Here is a 25,385-nt window from a genome sequence, read left to right on the forward strand (position 1 = left end):
CTATGCCAAAACCAGACAACCGTGCCGACAATGCCGAACGTATTGAAGATACTATCCAGCATACACTGCAGAATGTGCATCAAACGGAGGATTTTGTCAAAGCAAATAGCGAGCATTTGACAGATGAAGAAGTTTCCTTCTTAAAGGAAAAAAATGACCGCCGTGCTGCAGCTGTAGATAGCTTGCGAAGTGAGCTGAAAGAAGAAGCAAATTATCAACAGCGAAGAGAACATTAAGCAAAAGGTCCGCCAAATGGCGGACCTTCTTTGTATTTAATGCGTTTGATTCATTGGTACGGTATCATAACTTTGCAGCAAGGCTGCCATATCACTCGGCTGCAATTGTGCTACCTGGTAATAATGATGTTTGTTTTGATACAAGAATATCTCATAGCTCATTTCAATTAAGTTTGGCACAGAATCAGCGACAACCCTTCTTAATACTGGGTTGGTGATTTCACAAGCACTTTGCGCACTCATGGCTGCAAGACTTTTTGCCTGACAAAGCAAATATGTCGACACACACTGTTCGGTTACTTCATTAGCCGATGTGATTGGCTTTTTCGGTTGAGAAGGTGTCAATCCGTATACAACATCATTGCTTTGCTGCATTTTATATGAAGTTGTCGGCACGGTCGGGTCTTGTCCTGTTTTAAAGGATTCAACCATCGTGTTATACGTTTGTTTTAAGAAGTTACTCTGGTTTGTCGCAATGGTCTTTAACTCAGGATCCTGGATGAATTGATCATAAATCGTGTATTGGTCAATAAGACCAATCATCCCAGTCAGGATCTCATGTGTATCATAAATTTCATGACCTCCATGATTCTGTCTGCCATGCAACGTAGTCGGCTGGTTTGTTTGTGCTGTCTGCATGTTATTTTCCAAAGTAAATACCCCCTTGAGAATGTCGTGCTTTGTTAGTATGGCTGATGTGAGCGCTCTTATAACCGGTTATTTGTGCCTTTTTGCAACTCGTGCGTCAGCTGCATCAGACCGAGCTTGCGCTTCTAAATCATCGACGTCTGCTTCTTCCTGCGAAAAGGAAATATCTTTTCCATCCCCATCTAAGTCGGTATACCGCATATAATAATTTTCTAACGATCTGTCGTTTTCGTTCATGCGTTTTTCCTCCTTATCGATGCTTTAGATTTTCTTCGGCCATTCGAACCATTTCACGGACCATGCTGCCGCCAATACTACCACCTGCTTTACCATTCTCCCTGCTCGTTTTGCTACCTAAATCCTCCGCCTGCTCCGCTCGGTAAGGCTCGTTTGCCTCGCGAATGATTTTGTGCTTCAATTCATCTAATCCTTTGCGGGCTCCTGGTACGAGAATTCGGTTTCGCCTGGTCATCGATAATGCCCTAACGTATTTTTATCTCCCGTATTGCCTTCATAATCAGCTTGTACATGCTTCTTCGGATTCTGTTCGTCACGGTTTGCTGTAAGCCCTTCTTCCATGCCTGGCTGATACGTATCATCAATCCATAAACCGCCATCTACGCGATGTGTTTGCTTTTTCATGATTACTCCTCCTCCTTTCTGCATTAGTTTTCGCTTTACGTCTCATAATATGAAAGCCACTTCTAGCCAAAAAAAAGACCCCTAATTATAGGGATCAACTAATGATCAAAAGAATTAAGATCACGATTGCTAAACCAATACGGTAAAAAGCAAACGGAACAAGTTTGTATTTCGAGATAATTTTTAAGAAAGTTCGGATGGCAATCAACGCGAACACAAATGCACTGATGAATCCGACCACAAAGAATGGAATTACATCAGGTGTAAAAGCGTGCAAGTGATTACGCAAGGACACAAGACTGGCACCAGCCATAATTGGTACAGCCATAATAAATGTAAAGTCTGAAGCCACGCGGTGGTTTAATCCGAGAATAACACCGCCCGAAATTGTTGCACCTGAACGGGAGAAACCAGGCCACAAAGCGATACATTGGAATAACCCGATTAAGAATGCTTTCTTGTACGTTAAACCATCCAAGGAATCAATTGTTTCTGCCTTCTTCGCTGAAACACGATCTGCATAGATCATTAAGAAAGCACCCACAACCAATGCAAGAATCACGTACCATACAGAGAACAAATACTTGTCAATCAAGTCATCAAACAAAAGACCAAGAACACCAGCTGGAAGCAACCCTACAATGACCATGCCCAAATTGAATCTGTTCTCTTGGCCTGGCAGCTTTTCTTCTTTTCCTTGCAGTTTACGTATCCCTAATATCTGCATGAACTTGTCCCAAAAGACGATAACAGATGCCAATATAGAGCCAAGCTGAATGACAATAATGAAGGTATTGGCAACCTCATCATTAAACAATTCATGAATCTTCAGCCACATATCATCCACGATGATTAAATGACCTGTGGATGAAACTGGAGCAAACTCCGTCAATCCTTCAACCAGCCCCATTATAAGAGCTGACATAAACTCAATAAAACTCATGCTACTTCTCCTCTAACTACTTTTTTTCTTCTTGTTACGTCTGATAAACCAAATGACAAACAGGACGAACACTATTGCCAGCACAACGATGACAACATCTTGGTAATAGCCCAAATAAGTTTCCACTGTTGCCCAAGACTCTCCAAGCCACATACCGAGTAATACTAATACCGTATTCCAAATGAGCGTACCTAATGTCGTAAATATTAAAAACAGGCCAAAATTCATATTGGACATGCCGGCCGGAATGGAGATTAAACTCCGTATTACTGGAACGAAACGGCAAAGAAAAATTGTCCATACCCCATATTTATCGAACCAAGCATCCGCTTTATGTATGTCTTCTTTTTTAATGCGCAAAATATGTCCCCAGCGATCTACGATTTTCTCCAGACGTTCCACATCCAAGAGAAGTCCGATACCGTATAGGATAACAGCTCCAATTACTGCACCGATTGTCGCCGCAATAATGACACCAACTACTGTCACACTAGCTGAAGTAGTTGTCAGGAAGCCGCCGAACAGCAGGATGATCTCAGATGGAATCGGCGGAAAAACGTTTTCGCCTGCCATCAGCAATACGATTGCAAAGTAACCGAATTGCTCCATAAACTGCGTTATCCAATTATCCATTTCACAACTCCAAACGTAAATTATTTTCAAAATCATTATAGCATTCTATGTACAGAAAAGTGGAATTTTTTACGGATAATTAACATTCTATTAGGCTGCTGTCTTCAGTTTAATAGAAGCAGAGCCTTCATTTGTACCGTCTCTAGTCCTAGTGCTGTATTGTCGCACCTGCTGCAGTGTCTGTGATATAGTCAATAAGAAGAAATTGATTACTTACTTAAGGGGGAATTAAAATGAAAATCGTGACCATCGAGCCTACCCCGAGTCCTTACTCGATGAAGATCGTTATAGACGAGATGCTGCCAATGGGCAAAAGCATGGACTACAAACACACTGCCATTACGTCTGATTACCCTGCATATATAAAAGCTCTGTTTGAAATTGATGGCGTGACAGGCATTTACCGCGTAGCAGACTTTCTGGCTTTGGAGAGAGACCCAAAAACAGCATGGGAAACGATACTTCCTTCTGTTCGGGAAGTATTCGGAGAAACAAATCAGGGACCCAAAGCAACAACAACTGAACACGATTTACACGATGGACAAGTTGATGTGCTTATTCAGACAATTTACGGGGTACCCATGCAAATCAAGCTGCTTTTTGATGGACAAGAGAAGCGAATCGGCCTTCCCGCGCATTTCACCGAAGCTGCGATGAAAGCTGCTGGAGATGATAATATTGTTTTTGCTCGCAAATGGGAAGAGCAATATCCTCGTTACGGCGAGCCAGAACAAGTTGGACAGGATATCTATGAGGAATTGCAGGCAAGCTATAGTTCGGAAAGACTGCAGGAGCTTGTGACACGTGCTCGTAATCCACAAGCTCCTCCTCCCTCACGGCCTCACCCGACAATGGCAATATGGGAAGAAGATGATTGGCGTGTACGCTACCGGGCTCTGGATGCTCTTATACCAGATTTGAAGCATCTGGCATTTTTGGATAGAGCGTTGCAAGATCCGAAAGCCTCTATCCGCAGACTTGCCACTGCATATCTTGGCATGATTGAGGATAAAGCTGTGCTTCCATTGCTTTACCGCGCTCTTCGCGATAAAGTTGTCACAGTTAGACGAACAGCAGGTGATTGTTTGTCTGATTTGGGCTTTAAAGAAGCCACTCCGGCTATGGAAACAACACTTGCTGATGCAAACCGGATTGTTCGCTGGCGCGGAGCCATGTTCTTATATGAACTAGGCGACACAGACAGTCTGCCAGTGCTTGAAAAAGCAGCTCGGCAAGAAACGGAGTTTGAAGTGAAACTCCAGCTTAACATGGCAATCGAACGAATTGCCGGCGGCGAGGAAGCAAAAGGTTCTGTCTGGAAACAGATGACCAAGGCCGCGAAACAAAAGGAGGAATAAGATAATGAATGCATATGAAGAATACATGCGCGGAATAGTACAGCCTATGCGGGATGAACTTAACCAAGCAGGCTTTCAGGAGCTGACTACAGCAGAACAAGTCGAGGAATACACAGCACAAGCAAAAGGCAGCACGCTCGTAGTCGTCAACTCTGTTTGCGGATGTGCAGCAGGTCTTGCGCGCCCAGCTGTTCGTCAATCATTGCAAAATGAGAAAAGACCAGACCATTTGGTCACGGTTTTTGCTGGACAAGATAAAGAAGCAACTGAGAAAATGCGTGAGTACTTTACCGATCAACCTCCTTCTTCTCCGTCCGTTGCCTTGATGCAGGATGGCAAACTAGTCCATTTCGTTCCTCGTGAACAAATTGAAGGGTATGATGTAGAAGAAATTGTTGCGAATCTGACAACTGCTTATAATAATAATTTGTAAAAACAGCGGTAAATGCTATTGAAAAGGCCGACCTGTTCTGTGTACTGATCCACAGAACGGGGCGGCCTTTTTACATTAAAACAAGTGCTATAGTCTGCTAACATCGTAGATACGGGCGGCTGGTGACCCACTCCTGCCTTTTTTAATTAATTTTGTTATTTTATTATTGAAAGCCTTTTCAAATTTTGTTAAAATAAATTTATCAAAGGAGGGGTACCAATGTGGAAAACAAACCTGATGATTAGCGGCAGTATACTAGGGTGCGCTCTGCTTACTTGGGCGGCTTCTTTATAAACTATAATGTAAACGATATCATACAAACGCGAAGGCAAGATGGCGAAAAGCTGTCTTGTCTTTTTTTATCTATAATACTACCAAGTTTATAATTATTATAATTAAGTATTGATTTCTAATAAAAAGATGTTATTATAAAAATAGATTCACAAACTACTTAATTTCTGAGGTGATTTTCTTGGCAGATAAAAGATTAACTACTAGCTGGGGAGCTCCAGTTGGAGATAACCAGAATTCATTAACCGCTGGATCTCGTGGACCGACACTGATCCAAGACGTACACCTGCTCGAAAAACTAGCGCACTTTAACCGGGAACGTGTTCCGGAACGTGTTGTACACGCAAAAGGCGCTGGCGCACATGGTTACTTCGAAGTTACGAATGATGTTTCTAAATATACAAAAGCAGCTTTTCTTTCTGAAGTAGGAAAGAAAACAGATATGTTTATCCGCTTCTCTACAGTAGCTGGTGAACTAGGCTCTGCTGATACAGTTCGTGACCCGCGCGGTTTTGCTGTTAAGTTCTACACAGAAGAAGGAAACTATGATCTAGTTGGTAACAATACACCGGTATTCTTTATCCGCGATGCAATCAAGTTCCCTGACTTTATTCATACACAAAAAAGACACCCGCAAACACACTTGAAAAATCCAGATGCTGTATGGGATTTCTGGTCACTTTCTCCTGAAAGCTTGCACCAAGTGTCAATCCTGATGTCTGACCGTGGTATTCCTGCAACACTGCGCAACATGCACGGTTTCGGTTCCCACACATTCAAATGGGTAAACGAACAAGGCGAAGGCGTTTGGGTGAAATATCACTTCAAGACGCAGCAAGGTGTGAAAAACATGGATCCTGCTGTTGCAGCAAAAATTGCAGGTGAGCATCCAGATTACCATACAGAAGATCTATTCAATGCAATTGAAAACGGCGATTTCCCTGAATGGAAGCTTTATGTTCAAATCATGCCAATGGAAGATGCGAATACATATCGCTTCGATCCATTCGACGTAACAAAAGTATGGTCGCAAAAAGATTACCCGCTAATCGAAGTTGGCCGTATGGTATTAAACCGCAACCCAGAGAACTACTTTGCAGAAGTAGAACAAGCTACATTCTCTCCTGGAACACTTGTGCCTGGTATTGATGTATCTCCAGATAAAATGCTGCAAGGTCGTTTGTTCGCTTATCATGACGCTCATCGTTATCGTGTAGGTGCTAACCACCAAGCACTTCCAATCAACCGTGCGCGTAATGAAGTAAACAACTACCAGCGCGATGGTCAAATGCGTTTTGACAACAATGGCGGCAGCAGCGTTTATTACGAGCCGAACAGCTTGAACGGTCCGAAAGAAGATCCAGCAAGCAAAATTGCACCATTTGAAGTTTCCGGCGAAGCAGATAGTGTTGGTTATGATGAAAACGATCATTACACGCAGCCAGGAGACTTGTACCGTCTCATGACAGACGATGAAAAAACACGTCTTGTACAGAACTTCGTTGATGCAATGAAACCTGTAACAAGAAAAGAAATCCTTGAACGCGCTGTAGGTCATATCTACAAAGCGGATAAAGAATGGGGACAGCGTGTTGCTGATGGTCTTGGTATCAGCATTCCGACTGTAACTGCCTAAATCAAGGAAGGTCAGGACATATTGTCCTGGCCTTTTTTATGAAGAAACCAATTTTTTTGTTATTCGCTCGGCCTTTGAGGGTAATAGAAGTGGAATGGTTTTTTCATCAGAAAGGAAGATGACCTATTTCACCTCTATTGCTAGCTGTCATATTCATTACAGCTGCAGCGCTATCTGTATATGCTGCAATCCATCTATCTCATCACGCCGATACAATCAGCCGAAAATCCAAAATGAATGGTTTTTTGACTGGTACTGTTCTGCTCGCTGTAGGTACTTCCTTACCAGAATTAACTGCAACATTAAGTGCAGGTCTTATTGATAACCCGGATATAGCTGTCGGCAACGGACTTGGCAGTTTATTATTTAACTTATTTGTTTTGTTTCTCTTCGATTTGCATTTCCGCAGCAAACAATTATTTTTACAAGTAAGCAAACAGCATCTTTATACAGGTACAATTGCCTTAACGCTTTGTGTCGCTGCCATTACAGCTTTAGCTGTTACCCACAGTTATACCTTATTCAACGTCAGCATACCTAGCTTTATCATTGTTATCATTTACGTTGTTGGTATGTATATTACATCAAAGAAAAATATCGACACGGAACCTAACGAAGCACATGAAAAAGAAGAATCACTTTCTCAAGCAAAGTTTCGATTCTTTTTATTTGCTGTTATGATTCTTATTGTCGGCAGTGTCTTAACTATCTCTGGTGATGCGCTAGCTGCTTCCACTGGAATAAGCGCTACTATCGTCGGCAGCATCTTAATTGCAGCTGCAACTTCTCTTCCAGATGCCGTCAGTGTCTATACAGCATTAAAGCTGGGAAACAGCAATCTCGCTGTCGGAACAATCTTTGGCAGCAACTTATTCAATATTGCGGTCATTGCATTAGCAGATATTGTGTATACAGAAGGAAGCATTTGGCAGGATACAAGCAACAATGTCATGCTTATTGCAATCATTGGCTTTGTACTGACTGCCATCGCCATGTTAATTCTTATGCGTAAACATTCTCAATCAACGCTTACCTATTCCTTGCCCAGCTTGGTTGTAGTACTCTGCTACATTGGGACAATAGGATATTTGATTTTTGCAGGATAATAAAAAAGAGAAGCTCACAGATGGAATGAAATCCATGAGCTTCTCTTTTTTATTATTCTTGACCTGGTGCATCCCCAATAATCCGCACTTCACGCTCCAAACTAACATCGAACTTTTCTTTTACTGTCTTTTGTACATGGCCAATTAAATTAATATAATCTGTAGCTGTTCCATTGTCTACATTCACCATAAAGCCAGCATGCTTTCCTGAGACTTCTACTCCGCCAATACGTGTCAATTGCAGATCAGCATCCATAATCAATTTTCCGGCAAAATGACCAGGAGGACGCTGGAAGACACTGCCGCAAGAAGGATATTCAAGAGGCTGCTTGGATTCACGCAAATACGTTAGCTCATCCATCTTAGCCTTAATCGCCGTTTGCTCCCCTTCTGTTAATACGAAGGTTGCTTCAACCGCGATAAAGTTATTTTTCTGCAAAATACTCGTACGGTAGCTGAGCTCCAATTCGTCGCGCGTCATCACTTTTCGCTCTCCTGCATCCGTAATAACGACCACTTGCTCTAGCACATCTTTCACTTCCCCGCCGTAAGCACCTGCATTCATGTACAATGCACCGCCTACGGAACCTGGAATACCACAAGCAAATTCTAAACCAGTCAAACTCACGTCGTGAGCAGTTCTGCTAACATCAATAATAGCTGCACCAGACTGTGCTGTTATCCGGTTTCCTTCCACTTTCACTTCATCCAGTCCCGTTAAGATTAAGACCACTCCGCGTAATCCGCCATCTTGAATAATAACATTTGAGGCGTTTCCTAGAATCGTTAATGGTATGCTGTTTTCTTTTGTATAAGCAACCACTTTTTCTATCTCGGTGTAGCTTTTAGGAAATACTAGTACATCCGCCTTACCGCCCACCTTGGTGTATGTGTAATCAGCAAGCGGTGCACCAACCAAAACATCTTTCGCTTCTACAAGTTGCTTTATGTCTCTTTCCAATGTCATTACATTCATCGTTTAATCCCTCATAACTGTATTAAGCCGCTTCTATATCAGCGTGCCCTAACTTTTATTGTATACCACATTTCACATACGTGACAATGCTCTTATTTACCCGTTAGGCCAGACACCTATAGTTTATGCAATGCTTGCAGCAATGGCTATCATTTATAGCTTTGTACAATGACCAGCGATAACTTGATACTCCTCCCCTATCAGCTGCCACACGCGAGTATAAATGAAATCTCCTTCGATTTTCGCTTCTCCTTCTTGCCCCTCTAAACGAACCTTGGAAATGGTTACCGCACCATCCTTTGTTGGTTTAATCTGCAGATCAGAACAAGAGACTTTGGTAAAACGTACAGCAAGTGTGCGATGCGCTTCTAAATCCATCTCTTTCGTTATATAGGTTCCTTCATGATTAACAAATACAAGGTCATCGTGCAATAGCGTATCCAATGCAAAAATATCGCGTGTTTGCATTGCTTCTCGCAGCTCTTGCTCCAGCAGTTCTATTTGATTTTGATTATCCTCTTTTTTCCCTGTATGTTCCGTTTTGTTTATTTCTTCAGCTTGTTCAGTCTTTTCCGGAGGATGAACAAATTCTTCCTGTTTCTGTTTTGGACCTTCTATTTTCACTATATGCGCTGTTGCAATATGTACATCTCCTATCACCACAAAAGCTTTATTCATCAAGCCTTGGTTGTTGGTGATTTGCTGCAGTATCTGCTCTTCTGATGCAATTGTATAAATTTTTTCTCCAGTCGTTAATGTTATAACTGTTTGATTCATTTGTCTGCACTCCATTCTTTGTTCGCTCATCCAGAGGTTCTCCGTCTCTCTGCGAAAATAAACGATTACCACAATTGTATCTTGATGTCTCTCGATTAGAAAGCCAGACAGCTCATTTTAGCCTGTTAGCGGCAGCATATTAAAAATATTTTTGATTAACAAAAGGAACTTATGAGCTGATAAAGTATGAATTGCTGTTTTTCTTCATATTTTCATATGTGAGGAGGCAGAAAGATGTCTATTGGAGTTGTCTTACCTGTATATAATCAGCAAGCAGCGTACGTTTATGAATGTATAGAAGCAATGGAAAAACAAGTCTACCGCGATTTTAAATTAATCATTGTTATTGATGGTGCCAATCAAGATACTGTTGAAGCTGTTTACAAAGCTTCCAGAAGCTTGACGATACCTTACAGAATCATATACCGGAAGAAAAATATGGGTATCTCTTATTCTTTAAATGAAGGATTTTCTTATCTAACCGATTGCCCGTATCTTACATGGATATCAATCGATAATCGGCAAAACCCACTATTTCTGCTTACACTCTATAACCATATGAAACGTGCACCTGAAGATACTGTACTGCTCTATTCTTACTACTGGCTAATCAATGAAGAAGGTCAGCGCTTTGCAGATGCAGAACAATGGTTGCGAACGATGGAAACGCTGATGAATCGAGATAAAGAAGAAATAATGTCTATCTGTTTTATTGGCGCTTCTTTTCTATTTCGGCAATCTGCTTACAAAAAAGCGGGCGGATATGATCCAGACTATGGCGTCGTATCTGATTACGAGTTTTGGATCCGGCTGCTTGAGCAAGGTGAGATCGGTTTGATACGCGATCCGCTGATGGAATATAGAGTTAATGGCGCTTTATCACTTACAACCATCACCGGCCCTCAAGGATTATATTTGCAAAGTATGAACGCAAGCTTAGATCATCGCAAAAAACGGAAAGATATTCCTGATGTGACCATTCTAATCACAGCACGCAATCAAGGCGCTTACATTAACACATGCTTAAACAGTGTATTAAATCAGACGCACACTAAGATTCATATTGTCGCCGTTGATATTGGTTCCACAGATAATACCCTGCAGAAGATAACAAGTGTGAATGACCCGCGTATCATACCGCTTCATATTAAGGACGGTACAAAAGCGGAAGCTCTAAATGTTGGTTTACGATATGCACTTGGTAAATATGTACTCGAATTAGACGGAGATGACTGGCTGGATGAGAAGGCCGTCGAAATCATGTTGGCTGAATTTAGCAAGCTGGATAAATCCTATGGCTTATTATATGCCAACAAAAAGATTTGGTATGATAACCCGTCTTCCGGATTGCAGGAAGGGAAGATAGTAAGCGGACCAGAATATACCGATAAAATTCACGTACTTAGCGATGTACAATGCCCCAGTCCGCGGATGTACCGCAAGTCGGCCTTAGATAAACTAGGCGGATGGCAAGAAGAAATAAATGGGGAAAACTTACTGGAGGCTGCAGATTATATGATGTTCTGTCGAATGGCCGATTCATTTAAAATTCATTGGCTCAATTCCACACTCTATCATGAAAGAGTATTCGATGATGCTGCGGATAAGACCTTACGAAATTATCAGATTCGAGCTGTCGTGCAGTACCTCCTTCAGCAATGGGATAATATAAGCATCCCTGCGTTTAAGACAGAAGGCGATTCTATCACTAAAATTTATCTTCAGTAAGTGAGGAGCAACATATGAAACTTGCTTTTATATTAGGCACCCGTCCAGAAGGTATTAAGCTTGCCCCTATTATTAGCAAACTGAAACAAGAACGTGATTTTTCTTCACTTGTCATCCATACTGGACAGCATACCAATCTGCTGGATGACGTTTTAAACATATTTTCCATCCAGCCAGATTATCAGCTGTCTCTTATGAAACCAAACCAATCCGCTGAACAAGTAATTGCTGCCGCTATCCCTGTTATCGCTGACATACTAAAGGCAGAGAAACCAGATATGGTGGCTGTAGTAGGTGATACAGCTACTACATTTGCTGCTGCCTTTGCAGCCTTTCACATTCAGATACCTGTCATGCATATAGAAGCTGGGTTACGTACGTATGATCACTATACACCGTTTCCGGAAGAAATGTATCGGCAGCTTGTAACCCGAATCGCTGCTGTTCATTTCGCTCCAACAGAACAAAACAAACAAAACCTGCTTCAAGAAAAAATTGACGCAAGTAACATACACGTAGTCGGCAATCCCGTCATTGACGCGCTTTTCTACATACAAAATTATGCCCCCTCCTCGATGAGTAACCTGGAACATATGATAAACGCCGAACGAAAGCTAATTCTTCTGACTACGCATCGACGAGAGAACATGAAAAGCATGCAATATATTTATGAAGCGATAAATCAGATGCTCAACTATTATGACGATGTAGAAGTGATTTTCCCAGTGCACCCTAACCCAAATGTAAGAAAACAAGTACACTCCTTTCTTCATGCGCACAACCGCCTGCACATAATTGACCCAATAGATTATGTCTCTTTCACCCACCTGTACAGTCACGCCTATCTTGTCATTACCGATTCAGGCGGCATTCAGGAAGAAGCACCTGCTTTCGACGTGCCAGTTGTTGTAACACGTTCTTCCACCGAAAGAACAGAAGGTGTAAAAGCCGGAACTCTAATCCTGGCAGGTACAGAAAAACAAACAATCAAGAAAGCGATAGATACCTTACTAACGGATGCTTCATACTATCAACGCACAGCTGCGGCTGCAAATCCTTATGGGGATGGCAGAACGAGTGAGCGTATTGTTAAGTGGCTGAAGAAATACAAAACAACTTTATAAACAGAAAGCCTTGTTTCACAAATTCATTTGTGAAACAAGGCTTTTTCTCTTTTAGAGAAGTGCCATATCCACATAATGATTCAGAGTAAGCGGCATAGGGAAAGGTTAAGATAAGTGACATAAAACAGGAGGTGTACAAGGTGAGTAATGAAACACGAGAATACCGAACCGGACAAGGTGTGCCGCAAACAGGCGTTTATACTTGCCAGTCAGGCGCAAGAGTGGAAATAAAAGCAAATGAAGTATTTCCTGTTTGCCCAACAAAAGGCGAGGAAACAACTTGGAAACAAGAATAGGAATTAACAAGAGACTGGGACAATACACAGAGTAATTCATCCTAATAGCGAACGATTACTAGATCCATATTTTTTAATGCAGCTCTCTGACAGCTGCTGCCTCTAATTATTATCGTTGAACAAGAATGGCTTTTGAAGTAGACACCGACAAGAAAATTGCTTCTTATTTTCGAGGAGTCTACGTATTCTGACTACACGAGTAAAGGTTTCCCATCACACAAATCAGCGTAGGAAATACACGGAGGCTCCCCAGCCGCCCGCAGGAAAGCGGAGTGTATTTCCGAAGCGATACTCTCACTTTCGTTTCACATGCAAAAAATCCAAACAACGCTGCTTTTAATTGCAGTATTGTTTGGATTTTTTGTTTTTATCTCTATTACAGCGTAACAATAATCGGACCATCTTTAGTAAGGATAAGCGTATGTTCAATTTGCGCTACATAGCTTTTTTCTGTCGCATACGTCCAGTCGTCGTCTTTTTGGTAAACTTCTTCTTCCAATGTCGAAATAAACGGTTCGAACGCGATAACCATGCCATCCTTTAATAACTCATCATCAAATGTTTCTTTAAAATTATAAATATGATCAGGGGCTTCATGGATTGTACGACCAATGCCGTGACCTGTAAGGTTTTTTATAACAGTTAAATCATGCTGTCTTGCTGTCTGGAATACCGCTCTTCCGATTCCGCTTTTTTTAGAACCTGGTTTCGCTTTTTGAAGACCTGCTTCGAATGCTTTTTTAGCAACGTCGCATACTTTCGTTTTCATTTCGTCTCCTTCACCTACTACAAAGGAGATTCCTGTATCAGCAAAATAACCATTTTTTGAGCCGGAAACATCTACATTCACTAAATCTCCTTCAGCGATAACGCGATTTCCAGGAATACCATGTGCCACTTCATCATTCACACTAATACACGTATAGCCCGGGAAATCATATTCACTTTTTGGAGCTGAAACTGCTCCTTCTTTAGCAAAAAGCTCTCCTGCTATATCATCAAGTTCTTTCGTCGTTACACCCGGAACGGTTCTTTGTACCAATTCATTTCTAATCGAACCAACAATTTTACCAATTTCCTTTAAACCATTAAAGTCTTCTTCTGTTTTTGCGATCATTTTATCTACCTCACTATTTTTTGACATGTTTTACGATTTATCTTTATCTAGGTCCTGCTTTAGGAGAACATGTAAATCGACTTAAAAAGAAATAAAAAAGCTTTGAAACACTATGATCAGCATTTCAAAGCCTTGCTTTCCATCCAATATGTAAGGATGGAGACGGTGGGAGTCGAACCCACGTCCAGAGATATCGGCACTCAGGCATCTACGTGTGTAGTCGATATATTATAATTCGCACACGCTTCGGCCTAACGACAGGCTTTCAGCGAGGCTAGCTTGATTGTCTTCTTCCGATTATCCGCAAGCCGAGGATAATGGCGTAGCCCACTTTAAGTTGAGACCCTCAAATCTGCCACATGGGCAATAGCAGCAAGGATCCTCTAGTACTACTTACGCAGCTGCTAGAGAGTAGTTGTTGTTTGTTTTGCCAGTTATATTTAGGCGTAACGTTTTACGAGCCGTAACCTCGACACGCAGCCTGAGCTCGACCTACCCCTGTCGAATCCGTAACGTCCCCATGATAATGGGGGCTACAGGAAGTAACCCGTTCACTTAGGATTTATTCGAATCCCAGACAACTTCCATTATAGCATCTTTGCAGGAAATTGCAAGCTTATTAATCACGTTCCCGCATGGCGCGGTCAACATCACGTTTCATTTGCTTCTTCTTCAAGTCTTCCCGCTTGTCGTATTTCTTCTTTCCTCTTCCGACACCAAGCAAAATCTTCGCAAAACCATCTTTAATGTACATTTTTATTGGTACGAGCGAATAGCCTTGCTGCTGTGTTTGTCCAATCAATTTGTCGATCTGCTTGCGATGCAGCAGCAATTTCCGAGTACGAGTTGGATCATGATTGAATCGATTGCCTTGTTCATAAGGCGAAATATGCATGTTAATGATTTTCACTTCTCCGCGGTCAATTCGCGCGAAGCTATCTTTTAGGTTCACCCGGCCAGCCCGGATTGATTTAATTTCAGTTCCTTGTAACACGATGCCCGCTTCGAGTGTTTCTTCAATCGCATAATCGAAATTGGCTTTCTTATTCTGTGCAAGTACTTTACCATGTCCTTTAGCCATAGACTGCTTCCTCCTAACTACGTGCTTTATTTTATCAGAAACTGTATGATAATCCTAACGATTCCTATACTAAAACGGGTATACATATAGTGCAATTCGATTGATAGGAGTGTACATAAATGACTGCAATTAGACAATTAACAAGGAACGACTACCAGCAAGTGCTCGATATGCAGACAGGCATCGAAGACGATTATGTAATTCGCCTCTTCCCGCAGCTGATTGAAAATCCAGCGCAAACGTTATACGGCTTGGAGACAGAAGGAAGATTGGCTGCGGTAGCGGGCGTCGTTCGGATGCCTAACGGCAATGGTATTCTCGGCAGATTACGCAGTGATATCCGGTACCAATCAAATGGACATGCCACTGCACTGCTGCAGAAAATAATCGCTGATTGTGAGCAGAATTCAAATATGCATTGGGTTGGAGCGATTACGCAAAAGTCCAATATGCCCGCACAGCGTGTACTGGATAAGCTCGGCTTGCAGCAGGCTGACCAGTTTATCAGTTTATTAATGGAGTCTCCTGACATGACGCTTGCTGCAGGAGCACAGCCGTGGCAGCAAGTCACAGGTAACGAAGCTAAACGCGATGCGATTGAGCAAGCTGTCCTGGAAACACAACGCGCTTTTTACCCATATGAAGCGTACTTTCCAATCCCTTTCGCTTCCGCGGTTTTAGAAGATGATTATCTGGAACAGCTTGCTGTATTCCAAGATCCAAATTCCAGTAAGATGATGGCGTTACAAGAAGATTACAAAGGCAGAGCACTTGCTCAGATTCAGTATTTCTGGTCCGATTTATTTGAACAGGATGGTCTATGGGCTGCAGTGTTCGATTATATAAACAAGTCAGACAAGCTGCTCACCCCTCAAGTAGACGTGTCCCCGGAGACTGCCTCCAGCATGCCTGACGCTTTTAAACCTTGCTTTGTCGCTAATGATGACCCTTGGCTGATTTACGGTATATCTATTTGATAACAAAAGCCTCGGCATTTTTTGCCGGGGCTTTCTTGTTATGGTCGTTTTCTTGTATTGCGCTTTTTACTCTTCTTACCTTTTGCAGGCGGCTTTCGTTTGCCTTTATTTTTCGGCGGACGATGGTCACCCGGCTTATTTTTCTTTTCGGCTTTAATAATCGTAGGGCGGTCTCGATTTTCCCGCGGCTTACGCGGTTTCATGCCAACGACTTCGAAATCAATTACGCGCTCTTCGATGTTGACCTTCACTACTCGTACGGTTATTTCATCTCCAATACGGAATTGGTTGCCTGTCCGCTCGCCGACCATAGCATAACGGCGGTCATCAAAGTGATAGAAGTCATCTGTCAGATAGCTAACGTGCACAAGGCCTTCAATTGTGTTTGGCAGCTCAACGAATAGACCGAAGCCTGTTACAGAGCTGATAACACCGTCGAACTCTTCACCAATCTTATCTTGCATATATTCCGCTTTCTTCAGATCATCCGTTTCTCTCTCGGCGTCTACAGCCGCGCGTTCTCGCTCAGAAGACTGCCGAGCAATTTCCGGCATCCGATCTTTCCAATGATCTTGCGTCTTTTTATCCAGCTGTTCGTTCACAGCATATGTGCGAATTAAACGATGCACAATCAAATCCGGATAACGGCGGATTGGCGATGTGAAGTGCGTATAGAATTTTGTTGCCAACCCAAAATGCCCCAAGCCTTGCGGGTCATATTTCGCTTGCTGCATCGAGCGCAGCATCAGACGGTTAATAATCATTTCTTCTTGCGTACCTCTGACACGTTCTACAATCTTCTGCAATGTTTGCGGATGAATATCTGCCGAAGATCCTCTTACTGTATAACCAAGGCTTGTAATGAATTCGAAGAAATGCTGCAATTTATCTGGGTCTGGGTCTTGGTGCACCCGGTGGATAAACGGCACATCCAGCCAATGGAAATGCTCTGCGACCGTTTCGTTGGCAGCGAGCATGAATTCTTCAATCAGCTTCTCCGCGACAGAACGCTCGCGAAGCACAACATCCATTGCTTTGCCTTCCTCATCCACAGCTACACGCGCTTCTGGGAAATCAAAGTCAATTGCGCCGCGGTCCATTCGTTTATTCCGAAGAATGGCAGCCAAATCTTCCATGTGGTGGAACATTGGAACAAGTGTTTCATAACGGGATTGTAATTCCTGGTCATCTTCAAGTAAGATTCTGTTTACATCACCGTATGTCATTCGCTCATTTGTTTTAATGACACTTTGGTAAATCTCGTGCTCCACAACTTCCCCTTGCGGTGTGATCTGCATATCACACGTAAGTGTCAGACGATCGACTTGTGGATTTAGGGAACAAATACCGTTAGAAAGTCGATGCGGGATCATCGGAATTACTCGGTCAACAAGATAAACACTCGTTGCCCGTTCCAATGCTTCTACGTCAATCGGTGAACCTTCTTCTACATAATAAGAAACATCTGCAATTGATACGACTAAACGATAATTGCCATTCTCCAGCTTACTAACGGCAACCGCATCATCCAAGTCTTTCGCATCTGCACCATCAATTGTTACAGTCATCATGTCCCGCAAATCCCGGCGGTTTTCTATTTCACTAGGATCAATTGTTTCTGGTGTATTTGCAGCTTGTTCTAAGACTTCTGGCGGAAACTCCGTCGTGATGCCATGTTTATGAATGATAGAAAGGATATCAATGCCTGGGTCATTTTTATGACCAAGTATTTGAATAACTTCACCTTCTGCACTCATTCGGCCTTCTGGATACTTCGTAATACGGACAATAACTTTATGACCATCCGTCGCTCCGCCTGAAGCGCCGCGCGGAATGAAGATATCATTTGGGATTCGTTTATCATCTGCGATTAAAAAGCCAAATCGGCCATTATCTTCATATGTGCCGACAACTTCCGCAACTGCACGCTCCAGAATACGAACAACTTTCCCCTCACGGCGCTGTCCGCCTTCCGCTTGGTTCTCCACACGTACAAGTACTACATCTTTATTCATCGCAGACTGCAAATCGGAATAGTGGATGTAAACATCGTCCACTCCCTCTTCATCTGGGATAAGGAAGGCAAATCCTTTTGCATGCATCTGAATCTTCCCTCGCACCAAATTCAGCTTTTCCGGAAGACCGAAGCGATTGCTTCTTGTGCGTACAAGCTGTCCCTCTGCCTCTAATTCATTCAGTCCTTTGACAAGAACAGTGAATTCACTTGCTTCATCAAGCTCCAGCTGCTGCTCGATTTCTTCTACGGTCATTGGTTTTTCTGCGTTATCTTTAAGATAAGCTAATATTTTCTGTTTTAATTCGTCCATTTCGGCTTCACCTTCTTTTCGGCTTTTTCTATCTAGTATGGACTATTCCCAGTCAAGTGATTCGAGAAACTGATACACATCTTCGTGCAGCTGTTCCTTTTCTTTTCCCATCGTAATAACGTGGGCGGAGTTCTCATACCACTTTATCTCTTTTTGATCGGACTCTGCTTGGTCATAAATATAGGTCGCACTATCTGTATTAATCATCTGATCCTCGGTTGCCTGAACAACGAAGAGCGGTGCATAAATCTCATCAACATGTTTGCTGACATCCGTGATAAATGCTCCAAGACGCTGAAACATATCAGCAGTTGCAGGCGCCTCCATTAATTCTGCTAATTCTTCTTCAATTGCTTGGTTATCTTTTCCTTGAAACTGCTTGTATTGCCGTGCAAATAATTTGAAGCCTTTGTTGAGCTGTGTTTCATTATCGAAGAACATTGGCGAACACATCGTCACAACACCTCTTACAGGGTAAGAATACGCAAGCTTCAAACCGAGCACACCACCAAGTGACAACCCTGCCACAGCTATCTTCTCATAACCTTTATCCTTTAGAAGTTGAAAAGCAGCCTGTACATCTTCCCACCATTCAGCGGAACTGGAAGCGACGATGTCATCAGGCGACTTACCATGCCCGCGATAGATTGGCGCATGAGCTGTATAACCTTTGCTTGAAAGAAAACGCCCCATCATCCGTACGTCTGCCGAATGACCTGTGAAGCCATGTAGCAATAAAACGGCACGATCTCCTTTTCCTTCAAAAGTAAACGGTTCTGGCTGTTTCATTGTTACCATATGTATCTCCCCTGTTTCTTAAGCTTTTTCTATAGTAGATTCCTGCATTAGTTTTCCCTTTTACAATAATAAATAATCCCCCACCACAGGAGTTGTGACGAGGGATGAAGTTGGCTATTCGATTATTGTAGGACGTACGCCAATAAGAACGTCAATACAAATAGAATGACTCCAGTGATGATTGTCGCACGGTGAAGGAATAAATCCAGGCCGCGTGCTTTCTGTTTTCCGAATAATTGTTCAGCTCCGCCGGAAATCGCTCCGGACAAACCTGCACTCTTACCAGATTGTAAAAGAACTAGCGCGACTAGCGCAATCGCATCGATTATTAATAGAACTACTAAAGCTGTCTGCATCCCAACACCTCCTAAACGGCAAATACCTACATCAACTTTAGCATATGCGTCTGATAATTGGCAAGATGTTCTTGTTTATACGACAATTCCTTACAATATATTGAACAGTTTTTGCGAAACTTGAATTTTTATGACGTTTTTTGAATTTTTCTGGTTGCAAGTTGAAACCGTTTCCTTTATATTAGGAATAAGTTCAGGAGGAGGTTGTGCAAATGCTTACACCTGAGCGCCAGGAATTAATCCTGCAGATGTTGCAAGAACAGCGAAATGTAACGATACCGGAGTTTTCAGAAGCAACGAATGCTTCTGTTTCAACAATACGCCGGGACTTAATCGAGCTGGAAAAGAAACAGCTCCTGACTCGTGTCCACGGCGGCGCGACAATTACTTCCTCTCTCAGCTATGAAATGAGCTATACGGAGAAAGAAACGCGTAATAAAACCGGCAAACAAGCAATTGCTGACTTTGCTGCCAGCCTTGTTGGCGAGAACGATTGCATCTTTCTTGATGCTGGAACGACAGCGAATGCCATGATTCCTTACTTAACCGGCAAAAATGTAACCGTCGTCACAAATGGCCTCACGCATTTAGAGGCACTCTACGAAAAAGATATCACGGTGTATGTAACCGGTGGATTAGTAAAGGATAAGACGAGAACTCTGATCGGAAGAGGCGCTCTAGCAGCACTTTCGCAATACCGGTTTGATAAATGCTTTCTAGGTACAAATGGCGTACATCCAGACAATGGATACACAACTCCAGATCCGGAAGAAGCATCCATTAAGCGCCAAGCTATGCTCCGCTCAAATGAAACATTTATACTGGCCGACCGCAGCAAGCTTGGCGAGACAACGTTTGCTCATATAGCAGATTTGTCCGAAGCCACGCTTATCGTTGACTCTATTAACACAAAGGTGCAGGCAGCATACGAGAAACTTACTTCATTAAAGGTTGTGGACTCATGAATTACACATGTACGCTCAATCCATCCATCGACTACATTATGCATGTTGATACGTTTCGAGCAGGTGATTTAAACCGGGCTACGAATACAGCATATTTCGCAGGCGGTAAAGGCATTAATGTCTCTCGCTTGCTCAATCGATTGGATGTAGAAACAACAGCTTTAGGATATCTTGGCGGCTTTACCGGTACCTTTATTCGCGAAACACTGGAAAGTGCCGGTATCAACCATCAGTTTATTGAAATAAACGAACCAACCCGCGTCAATGTAAAACTCAAATCAGGAGAAGAATCGGAAATTAATGGACCAGGCCCTTCAATTACGACAGAACAGCTGGCTCTGCTGCTTGAACAGATCAGAAGTCTCGGAACAGACGATGCGCTTGTAGCCGCAGGAAATGCGCCAAGTTCTGTACCAGCAGATATTTATGCAAGAATGGCTGACATTTGCGAAAAGAACGGCACACGTTTTATCGCCGATACGTCGAGTGCAGCACTGCAAGACTTGATTGGCAAGCGCATGTTTCTTGTTAAGCCGAATCACCACGAGTTAGGTGAACTGTTCAATACAACCATTTCTTCGATTGAAGATATTGTCAGCTATGCAAGAAAGCTTCATGAAACAGGCATCGAAAACGTCATCGTCTCCATGGGCGGTGAAGGAGCAATCTTCGTGAACCAGTATCATGCTTGGAAAGCAGAGACGCCACAAGGCACTGTAAAAAACTCTGTCGGTGCAGGCGATAGTATGGTAGCAGGATTTTTAGCAGCTTTTGAAAAGACAAATAATTACGAGCAAGCCTTCACATATGCAGTTGCTGCAGGAAGTGCTACAGCATTCAGTGATGATCTTGGCGAACGGCAAGATATAGAGAACTTAGTCAGCCAAGTCAAACTCACATCTATCTAAGAGGGGGTTTCAACCATGCGCATTACCGAACTATTAACAAAAGACACCATTATTTTGCAGCTGCAGTCTCAAACAAAAGCAGATGTTATTGAAGAGCTTGTTTCTAAGCTTGACGATGCAGGCAAATTGAATGATAAAACAGGATTTAAAGAGGCGATTCTTGCTCGGGAAGCACAATCCACAACTGGTATCGGCGAAGGAATCGCCATCCCGCACGGTAAATCGGCAGCAGTTACAACACCTGCCATCGCATTTGGCCGGTCGAAAGAAGGATTGGATTACGAAGCACTCGATGGACAGCCGTCTTACCTATTCTTCATGATCGCAGCTTCTGAAGGAGCAAATCAGACGCACTTAGAGACATTATCCCGCCTGTCTTCCTTCTTAATGGACAGCACGTTCCGCTCTAATATTGAAAACGCGACAACAGAAGAAGAAATTATGACGATTATTGATGCCAAGGAGAAAGAAGAGCTTGGTGAAGAAGAAGAACAAGAAAACGAAGCAGTAGAATTGGCACAAGATGCGCCAGGCACACCAGGAAAAGTGCTCGCTATTACAGCTTGTCCTACTGGCATTGCCCACACATTTATGGCTGCTGATAAACTGAAACAAACAGCTGCCGAAATGAATGTTCCGATTAAAGTACAAACAAACGGAGCAGGCGGTATTAAAAACCGTTTAACAGATGCAGATATCAAAGAAGCATCTGCTATCATTGTCGCAGCTGATGTGAATGTTGATCTTAGTCCATTTGAGGGTAAACATGTTTTGCAGGTTCCTGTAGGCCGCGCCTTAAAAATACCTCGGGAACTCATTGAAAAAGCAGTCGCACAAGATGCTCCAGTTCATCACAATAACGGACGCAGCTCAGAAGCTGCCGCAGAAGGCGGACAAAAGCAAGAACAGCGTTCCGGATTCTATAAGCACATTATGAATGGTGTTTCCAACATGCTGCCATTCGTTGTCGGCGGCGGTATCCTGATTGCACTTGGTATTTTATTCGGTGAATTGTTCCCTGGCAGCGCCTTCGCCGAAATGCTGAGTGAAATTGGTAGCAGCCAAGCGTTCTTCCTGATTGTTCCTGTCCTATCTGGTTTTATCGCAAGCAGTATTGCCGATAAACCTGGTTTCGCACCTGGTGCTATTGGTGGTTTGATTGCTGTTACGTACGGACATGGCGACGCAACAAGTTCTGGTTTCCTTGGCGGTTTAATTGCCGGTTTTCTAGCTGGTTATGTAACACTTGGCATTAAGAAAGCTCTTTCTGGTCTTCCAGCAGTGCTGGAAGGTTTGAAAACAATTCTTTTCTTCCCTGTATTGAGTATCTTCTTTACAGGAATGATCATGCTGTTGATCAACCCGTCTCTAACGCAAGTATATGTTGGACTTTCTAATTTCTTAGAAAATCTTGGCGGTGCTAACTTAGTACTTGTAGGTATTGTGCTTGGTGCGATGATGGCGATTGATATGGGCGGACCAATTAACAAAGCTGCCTACACTTTCGGTATCGCGATGTTGGATGCCGGCAACCTGGAATTCATGGCAGCAGTTATGGCCGGTGGTATGGTTCCGCCAATCGGTTTGGCTATTGCAACTAGTATCTTCCGCAACAAATTTACAAAGCAAGAACGTGAAACTGGTAAGACAGCTTATGTTCTTGGGGCTTTCTTCATCTCAGAGGGCGTTATCCCATTCGCTGCAGCAGATCCATTACGTGTTATTCCTGCAACTGCAATTGGCGCAGCTGTAGCTGGCGGACTGTCTGCATTCTTTGAAATCGGCTTGAACGCACCACATGGCGGTATCATCGCTGCGAGTTTGGTTGATGGAAACCCGCTGCTTTACTTCCTTTCCATCATAATCGGTGCGTTTGTTACGGCGATTATTGTAGGACTGTTGAAAAAAGACCTAAGAAAAGTATAAAATAAGATAGAATGAAAGCATTCACAAAACTTAGAATGAAAGCATTCACATAACACACTACTTTGGAGGTAATTAACATGGCAGAAAAAACAATGACTATTACAGATGAGACTGGCGTACACGCTCGTCCAGCAACAATCTTGGTAAATAAAGCAGGCGGCTTCAAATCTGATATCCAGCTTGCATACAATGGTAAAAGCGTTAACCTTAAATCGATTATGGGTGTTATGAGCCTTGGAATTCCACAAGGTGCTGAAATCACAATCACTGCTGAAGGTGACGATGCTGATGAAGCAGTAAACACAATTGCGGAAACAATTAAAAGCGAAGGCTTAGGAGAATAATTCCAATGAGCATGATAAACGGAATCGCAGCTTCAAATGGTATTGCAATCGCAAAAGCGTACCATTTGGCTGTACCAGACCTCTCCTTCGAGAAAACGACAGTTGCGAATGTTGAAGAAGAGATCAGCCGTTTGGATGCTGCCTTAAACATCAGCAAGCAAGAGCTAGAGAAAATCCGTGAGAATGCTCGCGTGTCACTCGGCGATGAGCATGCCGAGATTTTCTCGGCTCATTTGCTTGTTTTGGCAGATCCAGAACTGGTTAATCCGATTAAAGATAACATTCGTAATAATAAACTAAACGCAGAAGCTGCTCTTGACGAGACAGCGACAATGTTCATCGACATGTTCCGCAGCATGGATAATGAATATATGAAAGAACGCGCAGCTGACATTCAAGATGTTACGAAGCGCGTAATGGCACATCTACTTCAGGTGTCCTTCCCTGATCCAGCACTTATAGATGAAGAAGTTATTATTATTGCAGAGGACCTTACCCCTTCTGATACAGCACAGTTAAACAAGCAATTTGTGAAAGGGTTTACAACCGATATTGGCGGCCGTACTTCTCACTCCGCTATTATGGCTCGGTCTCTTGAGATTCCAGCTGTAGTCGGTACCAAATCAATCACAAGCTCTGCTGCGAAAGATAGTATGATTATCGTTGACGGTATAGAAGGTACTGTTATCATTGATCCTACTGAAGACGAGCTTGCTTCATACAAAGCAAAACAAGAGGCATTCGAACAGCAAAAGCAAGAATGGGCGAAGCTGAAAGATGAGCCCACTATCACAACGGACAACGTCCACGTGGAGCTTGTAGCAAATATCGGTACACCAGAAGACGTTACTGGCGTCTTGAACAATGGCGGCGAAGGTGTTGGCCTTTACCGTACCGAATTCCTTTATATGGGCAAGAGCGAGCTTCCTAGCGAAGACGAGCAGTTCGAGTCTTATAAAGCAGTTCTTGAACAAATGGGCGACAAACCTGTTGTCGTTCGTACATTGGATATCGGCGGCGACAAAGAGCTAAGCTACTTGCAGCTTCCGAAAGAACTGAACCCGTTCCTAGGCTTCCGCGCAATCCGCCTATGCCTGGAGCGTGATGATATCTTCCGCGTGCAGCTTCGTGCTCTCTTGCGTGCAAGCGTATACGGTAATCTGAAAATTATGTTCCCGATGATTGCTACTTTGGAGGAATTCCGCCAAGCAAAAGCAATTCTCCTTGAGGAAAAAGACAAGCTTACAGCTGATGGTGTATCTGTTTCCGAATCAATTGAGATCGGCATCATGGTTGAGATCCCTTCTACTGCAGTTGCTGCAAAACAATTCGCAAAAGAAGTTGATTTCTTCAGCGTTGGTACAAACGATTTAATTCAATACACAATGGCAGCAGACCGCATGAACGAGCGCGTAAGCTACCTTTATCAGCCGTACCACCCAGCAATCCTTAACCTTGTGCACAACGTTATTGAAGCGGCACATGCAGAAGGCAAATGGGCAGGCATGTGCGGCGAAATGGCTGGTGATGAAATTGCGATTCCGCTTCTTCTCGGCCTAGGCCTTGACGAATTCAGTATGAGCGCAACAAGCATTCTTCCAGCAAGAACACAAATCACAAAGCTATCTAAAGCAGACATGCAGGAGCTAAGCCAAGAAGCATTGACGCTTAGCACAGCTGATGATGTAGAACAGCTTGTCCGTCAAAGAACAGGACAGTAAAAAAAACAGCTCTCCAGCATAGGAGAGCTGTTTTTTCA

The 25,385-nt window shown here is 43.0% G+C and carries 27 protein-coding genes and 1 other RNA gene; 14 read left to right on the forward strand and 14 right to left on the reverse strand.

The annotated features are described in order from the left end of the window. Window positions 1-2 precede the first annotated feature (2 nt). Window positions 3-236, forward strand: coding sequence for a small acid-soluble spore protein Tlp (gene tlp, locus KS242_RS12640; RefSeq protein ID WP_217321656.1), 234 nt, complete (start codon window positions 3-5; stop codon window positions 234-236). A gap of 36 nt (window positions 237-272) precedes the next feature. On the opposite strand, the gene KS242_RS12645 is transcribed toward tlp, so the two are convergent. The 6 genes from KS242_RS12645 to KS242_RS12670 all read right to left on the reverse strand — a co-directional run bounded on the left by KS242_RS12645 (window position 273) and on the right by KS242_RS12670 (window position 3,102). Continuing rightward, window positions 273-887, reverse strand: a complete 615-nt coding sequence (locus KS242_RS12645; RefSeq protein ID WP_254391703.1) for a spore coat protein — start codon at window positions 885-887, stop codon at window positions 273-275. Window positions 888-953: 66 nt separating this feature from the next. Then, window positions 954-1,085 (reverse strand): YfhD family protein, encoded by a 132-nt coding sequence (locus tag KS242_RS12650; protein WP_084160843.1) that lies wholly within the window; start codon window positions 1,083-1,085, stop codon window positions 954-956. Window positions 1,086-1,134: 49 nt separating this feature from the next. Beyond that, a complete protein-coding gene (locus KS242_RS12655; protein WP_217321658.1) occupies window positions 1,135-1,356 on the reverse strand; it encodes an alpha/beta-type small acid-soluble spore protein in 222 nt (73 codons plus the stop codon). Beyond that, window positions 1,353-1,526, reverse strand: coding sequence for a hypothetical protein (locus KS242_RS12660; RefSeq protein WP_217321659.1), 174 nt, complete (start codon window positions 1,524-1,526; stop codon window positions 1,353-1,355). Before KS242_RS12660 ends, KS242_RS12655 begins: the two co-directional genes overlap by 4 nt. A gap of 94 nt (window positions 1,527-1,620) precedes the next feature. After that, on the reverse strand, window positions 1,621-2,469 hold the full coding sequence (locus tag KS242_RS12665; protein WP_217321660.1) for an undecaprenyl-diphosphate phosphatase: 849 nt from the start codon (window positions 2,467-2,469) through the stop codon (window positions 1,621-1,623). 12 nt (window positions 2,470-2,481) lie between these two features. Further along, entirely contained in the window at window positions 2,482-3,102 is a 621-nt protein-coding gene (locus KS242_RS12670) for a DedA family protein (protein WP_217321661.1), read from the reverse strand. 233 nt (window positions 3,103-3,335) lie between these two features. Here KS242_RS12670 and KS242_RS12675 point away from each other — a divergent pair, with 233 nt between their 5' ends. The 4 genes from KS242_RS12675 (at window position 3,336) to KS242_RS12690 (ending at window position 7,926) form a co-directional block, all read left to right on the forward strand. After that, window positions 3,336-4,460, forward strand: coding sequence for a conserved virulence factor C family protein (locus KS242_RS12675; RefSeq protein WP_217321662.1), 1,125 nt, complete (start codon window positions 3,336-3,338; stop codon window positions 4,458-4,460). Between the two features lie 4 nt (window positions 4,461-4,464). Next, on the forward strand, window positions 4,465-4,893 hold the full coding sequence (locus tag KS242_RS12680; RefSeq protein ID WP_217321663.1) for a BrxA/BrxB family bacilliredoxin: 429 nt from the start codon (window positions 4,465-4,467) through the stop codon (window positions 4,891-4,893). 472 nt (window positions 4,894-5,365) lie between these two features. Continuing rightward, window positions 5,366-6,820: a catalase KatA gene (gene katA / locus KS242_RS12685; protein WP_217321664.1), complete on the forward strand. Its 1,455-nt coding sequence runs from the start codon at window positions 5,366-5,368 to the stop codon at window positions 6,818-6,820. A gap of 137 nt (window positions 6,821-6,957) precedes the next feature. Continuing rightward, window positions 6,958-7,926: a sodium:calcium antiporter gene (locus KS242_RS12690; protein WP_217321665.1), complete on the forward strand. Its 969-nt coding sequence runs from the start codon at window positions 6,958-6,960 to the stop codon at window positions 7,924-7,926. 52 nt (window positions 7,927-7,978) lie between these two features. Here the strand turns inward: KS242_RS12690 and murB are convergent, their stop codons facing one another. Then, window positions 7,979-8,902 (reverse strand): UDP-N-acetylmuramate dehydrogenase, encoded by a 924-nt coding sequence (gene murB / locus KS242_RS12695; protein WP_217321666.1) that lies wholly within the window; start codon window positions 8,900-8,902, stop codon window positions 7,979-7,981. A gap of 153 nt (window positions 8,903-9,055) precedes the next feature. Next, window positions 9,056-9,679 (reverse strand): nuclear transport factor 2 family protein, encoded by a 624-nt coding sequence (locus tag KS242_RS12700; protein ID WP_217321667.1) that lies wholly within the window; start codon window positions 9,677-9,679, stop codon window positions 9,056-9,058. A 234-nt stretch (window positions 9,680-9,913) separates the two neighbouring features. Between KS242_RS12700 and KS242_RS12705 the strand changes: the two genes are divergently transcribed. From KS242_RS12705 to KS242_RS12715, 3 genes are all read left to right on the forward strand, one after another. Continuing rightward, complete coding sequence (locus KS242_RS12705; RefSeq protein ID WP_217321668.1) at window positions 9,914-11,407, forward strand: glycosyltransferase family 2 protein; 1,494 nt, start codon at window positions 9,914-9,916, stop codon at window positions 11,405-11,407. A gap of 14 nt (window positions 11,408-11,421) precedes the next feature. After that, entirely contained in the window at window positions 11,422-12,531 is a 1,110-nt protein-coding gene (gene wecB / locus KS242_RS12710; protein ID WP_217321669.1) for a non-hydrolyzing UDP-N-acetylglucosamine 2-epimerase, read from the forward strand. Between the two features lie 140 nt (window positions 12,532-12,671). Further along, on the forward strand, window positions 12,672-12,827 hold the full coding sequence (locus KS242_RS12715) for a YjzC family protein (RefSeq protein WP_217321670.1): 156 nt from the start codon (window positions 12,672-12,674) through the stop codon (window positions 12,825-12,827). A 376-nt stretch (window positions 12,828-13,203) separates the two neighbouring features. Here KS242_RS12715 and map read toward each other — a convergent pair whose 3' ends face one another. The 3 genes from map to smpB form a co-directional block, all read right to left on the reverse strand. Continuing rightward, window positions 13,204-13,944: a type I methionyl aminopeptidase gene (gene map / locus KS242_RS12720; RefSeq protein ID WP_217321671.1), complete on the reverse strand. Its 741-nt coding sequence runs from the start codon at window positions 13,942-13,944 to the stop codon at window positions 13,204-13,206. 154 nt (window positions 13,945-14,098) lie between these two features. Further along, window positions 14,099-14,464: a transfer-messenger RNA gene (gene ssrA / locus KS242_RS12725) on the reverse strand. A gap of 99 nt (window positions 14,465-14,563) precedes the next feature. After that, window positions 14,564-15,025 (reverse strand): SsrA-binding protein SmpB, encoded by a 462-nt coding sequence (gene smpB, locus KS242_RS12730; RefSeq protein WP_217321672.1) that lies wholly within the window; start codon window positions 15,023-15,025, stop codon window positions 14,564-14,566. A gap of 119 nt (window positions 15,026-15,144) precedes the next feature. On the opposite strand from smpB, the gene KS242_RS12735 reads away from it, so the two are divergent. Then, window positions 15,145-16,002 (forward strand): GNAT family N-acetyltransferase, encoded by an 858-nt coding sequence (locus tag KS242_RS12735; protein WP_217321673.1) that lies wholly within the window; start codon window positions 15,145-15,147, stop codon window positions 16,000-16,002. Between the two features lie 38 nt (window positions 16,003-16,040). On the opposite strand, the gene rnr is transcribed toward KS242_RS12735, so the two are convergent. The 3 genes from rnr to secG all read right to left on the reverse strand — a co-directional run bounded on the left by rnr (window position 16,041) and on the right by secG (window position 19,483). Continuing rightward, a complete protein-coding gene (gene rnr / locus KS242_RS12740) occupies window positions 16,041-18,329 on the reverse strand; it encodes a ribonuclease R (protein WP_217321674.1) in 2,289 nt (762 codons plus the stop codon). A gap of 42 nt (window positions 18,330-18,371) precedes the next feature. Next, window positions 18,372-19,127 carry an alpha/beta hydrolase gene (locus tag KS242_RS12745; protein WP_217321675.1) on the reverse strand — a complete coding sequence of 252 codons (756 nt, stop codon included), beginning with the start codon at window positions 19,125-19,127 and terminating at the stop codon, window positions 18,372-18,374. A 122-nt stretch (window positions 19,128-19,249) separates the two neighbouring features. Then, a complete protein-coding gene (secG, locus tag KS242_RS12750) occupies window positions 19,250-19,483 on the reverse strand; it encodes a preprotein translocase subunit SecG (RefSeq protein WP_077307717.1) in 234 nt (77 codons plus the stop codon). Between the two features lie 212 nt (window positions 19,484-19,695). Between secG and KS242_RS12755 the strand changes: the two genes are divergently transcribed. From KS242_RS12755 to ptsP, 5 genes are all read left to right on the forward strand, one after another. Further along, on the forward strand, window positions 19,696-20,448 hold the full coding sequence (locus KS242_RS12755; RefSeq protein ID WP_217321676.1) for a DeoR/GlpR family DNA-binding transcription regulator: 753 nt from the start codon (window positions 19,696-19,698) through the stop codon (window positions 20,446-20,448). Beyond that, window positions 20,445-21,356 carry a 1-phosphofructokinase gene (pfkB, locus tag KS242_RS12760; protein ID WP_217321677.1) on the forward strand — a complete coding sequence of 304 codons (912 nt, stop codon included), beginning with the start codon at window positions 20,445-20,447 and terminating at the stop codon, window positions 21,354-21,356. The genes KS242_RS12755 and pfkB overlap by 4 nt, the downstream gene beginning before the upstream one ends. 15 nt (window positions 21,357-21,371) lie before the next feature. Then, on the forward strand, window positions 21,372-23,282 hold the full coding sequence (locus KS242_RS12765; protein WP_217321678.1) for a PTS fructose transporter subunit IIABC: 1,911 nt from the start codon (window positions 21,372-21,374) through the stop codon (window positions 23,280-23,282). Between the two features lie 77 nt (window positions 23,283-23,359). After that, the gene (locus KS242_RS12770) at window positions 23,360-23,626 is read left to right on the forward strand and encodes a phosphocarrier protein HPr (protein ID WP_077307709.1); all 267 of its coding nucleotides are present in this window, start codon (window positions 23,360-23,362) and stop codon (window positions 23,624-23,626) included. A gap of 5 nt (window positions 23,627-23,631) precedes the next feature. Further along, a complete protein-coding gene (gene ptsP, locus KS242_RS12775) occupies window positions 23,632-25,347 on the forward strand; it encodes a phosphoenolpyruvate--protein phosphotransferase (RefSeq protein ID WP_217321679.1) in 1,716 nt (571 codons plus the stop codon). Window positions 25,348-25,385: the final 38 nt, after the last annotated feature.

Source organism: Terribacillus sp. DMT04, assembly GCF_019056395.1.
GTDB classification, from domain to species: Bacteria; Bacillota; Bacilli; order Bacillales; family Amphibacillaceae; genus Terribacillus; species Terribacillus aidingensis_A.